Consider the following 9,244-nt stretch of genomic DNA (forward strand, 5'->3'; position numbering starts at 1 on the left):
GGCGATATGCGCCCCACCGCCCGCAGCTGCGTTCGGTGAGGTGGTTTGGATGCCGCTTCCGATCAATCAGAAGTTGAGCGCGCGCTTGTCCACGGCCAGCGAGGCCTCTTTGAACGTCTCGGAGAGGGTCGGATGGGCAAAGCAGATGCGGGCGATGTCTTCGCTGCTGGCCTTGAACGCTATGGCGATCACGGCCTCGGCCACCAGTTCACTGGCCTGCGGGCCGACCACATGCACGCCGAGTATCTCATCAGTGGCAGGATCGGCGATCACCTTGACGAGGCCCGTCGTGTCGCCCAGCGCACGCGCGCGGCCATTGGCCATGAACGGGAAGGAACCAATTCGATAGGCGGTGCCCTGCTCTTTGAGCTGCTGCTCGGTGCGGCCTACCCAGGCAATCTCCGGGCTGGTGTAGATGACGTTGGGGATCGTATTGAAATCGACGTGACCGTGCTGGCCGGCAATGCGCTCGGCCACTGCGACACCTTCCTCTTCCGCCTTGTGCGCCAACATCGGGCCACGCACCACGTCACCGATGGCCCAGATGCCGGGCACACTGGTGCGGCATTCATCGTCCACCAGTACGGCGCCGCGCTCATCCAATTGGAGTCCCACGGCGGCCGGATTCAGGCCTTCGGTGTTCGGCACACGGCCGATAGCCACGATCACTTTGTCTGCCTGCAAGGACTGCGTCTGGCCCTGGCTGTCGGTGTAGTGAATAGTCACGCCAGCCTCGGTTGCATTGACTTCGCGAACCTTCGCACCTAGTTCGATCTTCAGGCCTTGCTTGTCGAACGCCTTCTTCGCCTCCTTGGCGATGGCTTGGTCGACGATTGGCAGGAAGCTGGGCAAGCCTTCGAGGATCGTGACATCCGCCCCCAGGCGGCGCCAAACGGAGCCCAGCTCCAGGCCGATCACGCCGGCACCGATGACGGCCAACCGATCAGGCACAGCCGCGATGTCCAGCGCGCCGTCGTTGGAGAGCACGACCCGCTCATCGAACGGTAGGTTGGGGAGCGGCCGCACGTTGGAGCCTGTGGCAACGATGATCTGCTTGCCAACCAAGGTAACAGCCTCATCGGCGGCGACGCTCACCTCGAAGCCACCATCGACAGTCCTGGTGAAAGACGCCAGGCCGATGAAAAACTGGACCTTGTTTTTGCGGAACAGATAAAGGATGCCTTCGTTGCTGGACTTCACGACCTGATTCTTACGTTCCAACATCGTGGTCACATCCATGCGCAGATCACCCGTGGAGATGCCGTGCGTGCCAAAGTGGTGCTTGGCTTGTTCAAAGTTCTCTGACGACTGCAGTAGCGCTTTCGAAGGGATACAACCGATGTTGTTGCAGGTGCCGCCAGGTGCTGGCTTTCCGTCCTTGTTCTTCCAGGCATCTACACAAGCGACCTTCATGCCTAATTGGGCAGCGCGAATGGCCGCGATGTATCCGCCTGGGCCGGCACCGATAACAATGACGTCGAAATGCATTTCCATGATTTACATCTCCAAAGTTTTTGAGGAAATAGTGAGCGCCTATGTCGCGCCTTTTGTCAGGTGGTCGCCAGATTACAGCTCGTTCCCTGACGATCACGTTGAACACTACGGCAGAACGAACCGGGCGCTCGCGGTATTGCCCCCACGTTCGACTTGGACGACGGCCTTCGTGCCCTTGGCTGCGGCGAAGGTCCCGCTGCCTTCGAGGCGGCTTCCGTCCGCGGCAGGCGTGAGTTGCACCTCCTGCTTTTGTGAGCCGGTCAACAGTGTGAGCTTGGCTTTGGTGTTGCTTACATTGACCTGCTTGCCGTGGTCGCGCAGGTAGAGTTGCGCTGCTGCGGGCTGAACGACCAACTCGTAGTCCACGTCCCGGACTTCGGTCACGACGCCACCATGCAGCGGCTTGTGGTCATGCGCGTGGTCATGGTCGCCTGCGGCGAAGGCGGTGACGGATGCCAGGGCGAGGGCGGTGCCAGCCGTGAGGGAACGAAATCGAACAGACATGAAAGCTCCTATAGGGTTACGGTGGTTGAAATCGGGTGACAGAAGGCGTTGCATCAGAATGCCTCCGCGTCGCGGTCGTCCAGCAGGCGTTCGGCAGGCTTGCGGCCGAACAGCCAGAACATGGCGGGTGTAAGGAAGGTGTCTAGCAGCGTGGAGCTGACCAGCCCCGAGAAGATCACCACCGCGACGGGGTGCAGGATCTCAGTACCGGGTCGGGACGCCTCGAACAGCAGCGGGGCCAGCGCGAAGGCCGTGACCAGCGCGGTCATCAGAACCGGGGAAAGCCGTTCGAGCGAGCCACGCACGATCATCTTCTGGTCGAAGTCCTCGCCCTCCATGCGCATGAGGTTGAGGTAGTGGCTCACCTTCAGGATGCCGTTGCGCACAGAAATACCCGCGAGCGTGATGAAGCCGACCAGGGCGGCCACGGACAACGGCTGGCCAGACAGCCACAGCCCCAACACGGCGCCGACCAGGGCCAATGGAATGTTCACCATGATGAGCGCTGATAGGGCGACCGACTTGTAGCGCGTGTACAACACCACGAACATGAGCGTCAGGGAGACGATGGACAGCAGGCCCACCAGTCGCGAGGCTTCCTCTTGTGCCTGGAACTGGCCGCCCAGCGTGATGAAGTAGCCTTCGGGCAAGCGCACTTCTTGGACGACGCTGCGTATGTCGGCCACTACTTCGGACAGCGGCCGTCCCTGAGCGTTGGCCGACAAAACTATGCGTCGACGGCCATCGTCGCGGCTGACCTGGTTGGGGCCGTCGCTGTCTTCGATGGTGGCAAGGCGCGACAACGGGACCCGACCCATGGGCGTGTCGATGAGGATGCGGCTCAAGCCCTCAATCGACCGCGCCTGCTCGGGCAGGCGAACCACCAGCGCGAAGCGGCGGTTGCCCTCGATGACCTCGGTGATCTTTTCGCCTTCGACCAGGCTTTGCAGCGTGGACAGAATTTGCGGTGCGGCCACGCCGTAGCGTCCCGCCGCCGCATAATCCACGCGGATTTTGATCTGCGGCGCTAGGACCTGCTTTTCGATCTCCAGGTCAGCAAGCCCCGGAATTCCGGCCAGCTTGGCGCGCAGCAGATCCGCCTGCCCGCGCAGGACGTCCAGGTCCTCGCCGAACACCTTGATGGCGATCTGCGAGCGCACCCCCGACAACATGTGGTCGATGCGGTGCGAGATCGGCTGGCCAATGCCGATGGAGCCGGGCAAGTGAGCCAGACGCGAACGGATGTCGGCGGTGATCTCCTCCATGGAGCGCTTTAGCTCCGAGGCGGGCAGCAGGCCCACGTCCAGCTCGCTGACATGCACGCCTTCGGCATGCTCGTCCAGCTCGGCCCGTCCGCTGCGCCGGCCCACGTGCTGCACCTCTGGCACCTGCGCGACCAGCAGCTCGGCTTGCTGGGCAAGCGCCGAAGATTCGGCCAGCGTCACACCGGGATTCAGGCGCAGGCCCACCAGCAACGTTCCTTCATTGAACGGGGGCAGGAACGTGGTCGGGAAGAATGGCACCGCGGCGACAGCCAGTGTGACAGCCACAGCGGCCATGCCAAGGGCGGCACGCGGCCGCTGCAAGACCCGCTGCAGGCCGCCCTGATAGCGCGTCTTCAACCAGGCTAGAAGCCGAGTGTCGCCATGGTCCAGCGTCCTCATCTTGGGCAGCAGGTAGTACGAAAGCACCGGAGTGACCGTCACAGAGACCAGCAGCGAGGCCAGCGTGGAGACGATGAAGGCGATGCCCAGCGGCACGAACAAGCGCCCCTCCATCCCCGGCAGCGCGAACAGGGGCAGGAACACCAGCACAATGATCATCGTGGCGTAGAGAATCGCCGAGCGAACCTCCATCGAGGCCCTGGCAACGATGACCAGGGGCGTCAGCCGGTTCTCAGGGTGGCGGGTGCGGTCCTCCTTGAGCCGCCGCATGATGTTCTCCACATCGACCACAGCATCGTCCACGAGACCGCCGATGGCGATCGCCAGCCCACCGAGCGTCATGGTGTTGATTGATAGGCCGAAATAGTGGAACACCAGCCCGGTCACGAAGATCGAGGCAGGAATCGCGGTCAACGCGATCACCAGGGGGCGCAAAGTGCCCAGGAAGAAGAACAGGATCACCGCCACGAAGACCGATGCGCCGATGAGCTTGCCTTGCAGCGTGCTGATGGACGCCTCGATGAAGTTGGCTTGTCGGAAGGTCACCTGTGGCTCGGCCATGCCAGCCGGCAGTGAGCCCTTCATGTCCGCCAACGCTGACTCGATCGAGCGGGTCAGTGCAATCGTATCGGCCGTGGGCTGCTTTTGGATGCCCAGGATCACGGCTGGCAGGCCCTCGAAGCCCGCATCGCCGCGCTTGATGGCTGGCGCAAACTGAACATCGGCGACCTGGTGGAGCAGGATGGGTTGGCCCGCACGCACCGCGAGAGGCAGGTTACGCAGGTCGTCGAGTCGGGACGTGCGGCCCAGGTTGCGGATCAGGTACTCGCGGCCATTGATCTCCAGGAAGCCGCCGGAAGTGTTCGCGGAGAAGCCCTTGAGAGCCGCATCCAGATCGGACGCAGTCACGCCCAGCTCTGACATTCGCGTGGTGTTGGGCTGGACCTGGAACTGACGGACCTCGCCTCCGATCGGGATGACTTGGGCAACACCAGGTATGGCCATCAGCCGGGGGCGTAGCACCCAGTCCGCGTACTCGCGAGTGTCCATGGCCGACAGCGGCGGGGCTGCGTTCTTCTGCCCTGAGGGCTTGGCACCGATGGGGATTGCAATCTGCATGATCTCGCCCATCACTGAGCTGATTGGCCCCATAGTGGGCGTCACGCCCGGGGCTAGCCCTTCCTCCATGGACGTCAGGCGTTCGGAGACCATCTGGCGCGCCCGGAAGATGTCGGTCTTCCAGTCAAATGTCACGTAGATGAAGGAAAGCCCGGCGCTGGAGACCGAGCGCACGCTTTCGACGCTGGGCAGGCCGTTCATGGCCGTTTCGAGCGGGAACGTGATGAGTTGCTCGACTTCTTCGGCAGCCATGCCGCCAGCCTCCGTCATGAGAGTGACGGTCGGCTTGTTGAGATCGGGAAAGACATCTACCGGCGTGCGCGTCAGGGTGAACGCGCCATACGCCATCAGCACCAGCGCCCCGATGATGACCAGGAGCCGGTTTCGTAAGCTATTTTCGAGAAGCCACTTGAACATGGAATGGTGCCCCTCAACGAACTTGATTGATCAGGGACGCGCCCTCGACAACCACGCGGTCGCCGTCCGCCAGGCCCGAAGTGACAGCGATGGATGCACCATCCAAAGGAGTGATGTTCACGACACGCGGCTCGAAGCGCTCGGCCTGGTCTTTGACCCAGACGATGTTCTGGTTGGCAGGGTTCTTCATCAGCGCACCGGAAGGCACGCGGTAGCCAGGTACCGTCGTCGCCTCTTGCACGAAGACCACCACCGGCATACCGACCGCCAAGCGCGAGAGGCTTTCGCTGGTGCCCTTGAACAGCATGGGCAGGGCCTGCTCGCGCAGGCTGCTGGCGGCACCGACGAAGCTCAGCGGCACCTTCTGACCGCCTACTGCGAGTGCAGCACCGGCCAGGTTCTGTGCCATTGCCGGATCGTAGGCAAGCGCCTCGATGCGCAGTTGGGTCGGATCGACCACCTCAAACACCAGTTCGCGCGCATCCACGACCTGCCCGGCAACTGCGGGGCTGGATGCGATGACGCCGCTGACTGGGGCCTTCAGTACGTCCCTGCCGGCGAGGCCCCCGCTCAAGGCGCGGGCGCGTTCGGTCAGGCTGTTCACTTCGCTTTCGGCTGCTTCGATCTCCTTGCGGGGCACGGTCTCCGACAGCTCGCGCAGCCGGGCCAAGCGCTTCTGCGCGAGCGCTTGGCCCGCACGCAGCTCGGCAACCTGGGCCATCTGGCCTGAGCGCTCCAGCACACCGCTGGCCGGTTCGATGTAAGCCAGCACCTGGCCCTTGCGCACGGATTGGCCGATCTGCGGCAGACCATCCGGCCCGGGCACCAGCTGGCCCATTACCATTGCCTGGACCTTGCCGCCTGTCGTCGGGTCCATGATTACTTTGCCAGCCAGTTCATGGCTGCGGGCCAAGGGCTCCTGCTTGATCAGCTGGGTGCGTACACCGATCTGACGTTGCGACGGTTTCGGAAGAAACACGCTGCCATCAGGCTGGCGCTGGGGGCCATTGGAAGACGCAGCCGGCGCTTCGTCGCCGTGGTCATGGCCGTCGTGAGCGAACGCGGGAGCAGCCAGAGCCAATGCAGCCGCCATGGCCGTCGTCATTAGGAAACGGAAGTTGCGCTTCATGCTGCACCTCGCAGTGCACCGTTGGTGCGTGTACGTCTGCGCAGCGCCCACGCTAGGACACCGACGCCGAGGACTGCGGCACCGCCACCTAGTACGACCACACGGCCGGATGCGACGGCATGCTCGTGTTCGGCGTCTTCGCTATGAACATCGAGAACGCCCGTCAACAGGTCCGATTGGCCCTGCGCAGTAATAGTGGCCATGATTGAGGTCTCGCCATCGGATAGCGGCTCAGTCAGATCGGCCTCGAACTCTCCAACCCCGTGTGAGCTGACCTTTACCTGTTGACCACCCAGCTCGAGGGTCAGCTCGCCATCGGTCACCGGCCGGTTGTCGGCAGCATGGTCGAGGTAGAGTGTGAGACGCTGGCCGTTCAGCACACCCACCAGTTCGAAGTCATCGGAAACTGCGGCAAAGCGCGGAAGCGCGGCCGCTGCGGGGGCAGGAGCGGCTTCGCCATGGTCATGGCCGTCGCCGGCCCACGTTGCGCTACTGCCAAGCAGGAGGCTGGACAAGGCAGCTGCACGCCAGAAAGAGGATTGCGACATTTCTAAGGTTCCAGGATGGTTGAGCGCGCGCCGATCAGCGCGTGCCGGAGATGTCAGTGAAAGTCTCGGTCGGCTGCGGCAGCGTGCCTTGTGCCTGCAACAGGGACGAGATGGCCGCGGCATGCTCCACCTTGGCGAGCAGCGCCGCGCGCTCGGCCTCGGTGGCCTCCTGCTCGATGCGAAGGCGTGTCGGCATGTCCGTCTCGCCCATCGCGAACGACTTTTGGTAGAAGGTGCGCGTTTGTTGGGCTAGTCGCTGGCGCTCCGAAGCGGCCTGCATCTGGGTGCTGGTTGCCAGTTCGCGCGATTGGGCAGTTCGAATTTCCGAGAGTAGCCGGGTGCGCTGGGCCGCGAGTGCCGACTCAGCCTCCAGTGCCTGCGCATTGGCGCTGGACAATTGCTCGGTATGACGGCTACCCGTACCGAAGGGAATGCGCACACCCACCGTGATCGTCTGGTTGTAGCGTTCGCCGTAGCCGCCCCGATCCCGCGTGGTCGCCAGGGTCAGTTCGGGGTTGGCGTACTTCTGATGGGACACCAGTTCCGCAGAGCGGCGGGCCGCCAGCGCCTTGTGCTGCAGTTCCAGCAGCGCAGGGTGGTTACCCAACAACGCGCCGGACGGCTGTGCCGATGCCGGTTGAACTCGGACACCTGACTGCTCCGGCTGCGCGGAATCGGCCTGCGACGGGATACTCTCGATGCCGGTCAGTGCCAACAACGCCTCGCGCTGCGTGATTTCTTCGGCCTGAGCAATGGCCAGGGCACTACGAGCCGACGCCAAGGCGCCATCGGCCTGGTTTCTGTCGGCTTGCGCCAGGTCGCCCGCGCGAACCCGGCGAGCCACATCTTGCGCCAACTCGTCCGCGCTGCGGGTGCGATCCTGCGCCGCCACCAATTCGGCCTGGGCACGCTGCCATGCCCACCATGCCTGGCGAACCTGTCCGGCCGTGCGTAGCTTGGCGGCCAGCATCCGGCTGGATAGCGCGAGGCTTTCCGCGTCCGCCCAGCGTGCCGACGAGGCGCGCTCACCAGGCATCCAAAGGGGAATAGCCACCCCGACTTCATATTCGCGCTGTCCGTTGCGGTTGTTGAACCGATCAGTTTTGGTGGAGGCTTCCAGCGCCATCGGACCTGCCACCCAACTGCCGGCCGTCTCTTGGCGTGCTTGGGCGGCCTGCTGCCAGGCGCCTTCTCCAGCGGCTTCTGGCTGCCGCTGCCAAGCTGACTCCCACAATTGGGCGACCATATGGCTGTCTGGTCTGGATGGGACGTGAGGGGCGGCTACTGGCTGGGCTAGGGAACCTCTGCATAACCCGATTTCATGCGTGATAGTTCTCGAACGAGCGTGATATTCGCTTGCCTAAGGCTTTAAAGATGCCCGCGTTTCGCGGGCATCTTGCTTTTTAAGCACCCACGGCAGGCTTGAATTGGCAGTTTTCTAGCAAACGGGCACGGACCATCCACAAGTTCGCCAAGGCAAACAATGTGTGCAATTGCTGCGTGTTCTTTCTCAAACCTCTGTAGCGAACTTTGACGTGTCCAAACTGACGCTTGATGACTCTGAATGGGTGTTCGACCTTGGCCCGGATCTTGGACTTCACCTGCTCAAGCTGCTCTTGCATGGACGATATCGGGTGCTGATGGTCTAGAGCCTTGCGCTGGCTGCGCTTCATGGCGATATGCCATTGGAATTTGCGCTCAGGTTTGGGCTCTGGCATATCGGGGCGTTTGTCAGCACCTTGGTAGCCTGCATCACCATAGCCATCAACCTCTTTTCCATGCAGCAGGCTGTTAGATTCAACGACATCACTGACGTTGGCCGATGTGCCCCGCACGGTATGCACCAAGCCAGAATCAGCATCCACGCCAATATGTGCCTTCATGCCGAAGTACCACTGGTTGCCCTTCTTGGTCTGGTGCATCTCAGGATCACGAGATTGGGTGCTGTTCTTGGTCGAACTGGGCGCTGCAATCAATGTGGCATCCACGATGGTTCCTGTGCGAAGCAGCAGCTTTTTACTCTCCAGCAAGTCCGTGACGATCTTCAGAATTTGCTCGGCCAGTTTGTGTTTTTCCAATAGGTGACGGAAACGCAAGATGGTGCTCTCGTCAGGCGTGGCGCTACCCCATGACAGGCCAACGAATTCCCGAAACAAGGGCATGTCATGTAGTGCTTCTTCCATCGCTGGATCACTGAGGTTGAACCACTGCTGCATAAAGTGAATGCGCAGCAGCATCTGAACAGGAAACGGCGGTCGTCCAGTACGCCCTTCAGGTGCATAGGGTGCAATCAAGTCCACCAACTCTTGCCATGGCACGACCCGCTGCATCTGCTCCAAGAATTCGCGTTTACGTGTTTTTTTGGTGGA

At 62.3% G+C, this 9,244-nt stretch carries 7 protein-coding genes; all 7 read right to left on the reverse strand.

Going from position 1 to position 9,244, the window contains the following annotated elements:
- Nucleotides 1–66: 66 nt before the first annotated feature.
- The gene (lpdA, locus tag QZ709_RS03030; RefSeq protein ID WP_294635871.1) at nucleotides 67–1,494 is read right to left on the reverse strand and encodes a dihydrolipoyl dehydrogenase; all 1,428 of its coding nucleotides are present in this window, start codon (nucleotides 1,492–1,494) and stop codon (nucleotides 67–69) included.
- 105 nt (nucleotides 1,495–1,599) lie between these two features.
- Nucleotides 1,600–1,998 (reverse strand): hypothetical protein, encoded by a 399-nt coding sequence (locus tag QZ709_RS03035; RefSeq protein ID WP_015912828.1) that lies wholly within the window; start codon nucleotides 1,996–1,998, stop codon nucleotides 1,600–1,602.
- Nucleotides 1,999–2,051: 53 nt separating this feature from the next.
- The gene (locus QZ709_RS03040; protein WP_023110688.1) at nucleotides 2,052–5,198 is read right to left on the reverse strand and encodes an efflux RND transporter permease subunit; all 3,147 of its coding nucleotides are present in this window, start codon (nucleotides 5,196–5,198) and stop codon (nucleotides 2,052–2,054) included.
- Between the two features lie 13 nt (nucleotides 5,199–5,211).
- Nucleotides 5,212–6,327, reverse strand: a complete 1,116-nt coding sequence (locus tag QZ709_RS03045; protein ID WP_294635873.1) for an HlyD family efflux transporter periplasmic adaptor subunit — start codon at nucleotides 6,325–6,327, stop codon at nucleotides 5,212–5,214.
- Nucleotides 6,324–6,875, reverse strand: coding sequence for a hypothetical protein (locus QZ709_RS03050; RefSeq protein ID WP_015912829.1), 552 nt, complete (start codon nucleotides 6,873–6,875; stop codon nucleotides 6,324–6,326). The genes QZ709_RS03045 and QZ709_RS03050 overlap by 4 nt, the downstream gene beginning before the upstream one ends.
- A gap of 34 nt (nucleotides 6,876–6,909) precedes the next feature.
- Nucleotides 6,910–8,121, reverse strand: coding sequence for a TolC family protein (locus QZ709_RS03055; protein WP_223656232.1), 1,212 nt, complete (start codon nucleotides 8,119–8,121; stop codon nucleotides 6,910–6,912).
- A 157-nt stretch (nucleotides 8,122–8,278) separates the two neighbouring features.
- A partial coding sequence (locus QZ709_RS03060) for an IS5 family transposase (protein WP_294635872.1) occupies nucleotides 8,279–9,244 on the reverse strand: 966 nt, incomplete at its 5' end.

The organism is uncultured Aquabacterium sp. (assembly GCF_913773725.1).
In the GTDB taxonomy this organism is placed as follows: Bacteria; Pseudomonadota; Gammaproteobacteria; order Burkholderiales; family Burkholderiaceae_C; genus Aquabacterium.

Excerpts from the sequence above, each read along its gene's own strand:
- QZ709_RS03045 (WP_294635873.1), bottom strand. The coding sequence starts at position 6,327 with ATGAAGCGCAACTTCCGTTTCCTAATGACGACGGCCATGGCGGCTGCA.
- QZ709_RS03055 (WP_223656232.1), bottom strand. The coding sequence starts at position 8,121 with ATGGTCGCCCAATTGTGGGAGTCAGCTTGGCAGCGGCAGCCAGAAGCC.
- QZ709_RS03040 (WP_023110688.1), bottom strand. The coding sequence starts at position 5,198 with ATGTTCAAGTGGCTTCTCGAAAATAGCTTACGAAACCGGCTCCTGGTC.
- lpdA (WP_294635871.1), bottom strand. The coding sequence starts at position 1,494 with ATGGAAATGCATTTCGACGTCATTGTTATCGGTGCCGGCCCAGGCGGA.
- QZ709_RS03035 (WP_015912828.1), bottom strand. The coding sequence starts at position 1,998 with ATGTCTGTTCGATTTCGTTCCCTCACGGCTGGCACCGCCCTCGCCCTG.
- QZ709_RS03050 (WP_015912829.1), bottom strand. The coding sequence starts at position 6,875 with ATGTCGCAATCCTCTTTCTGGCGTGCAGCTGCCTTGTCCAGCCTCCTG.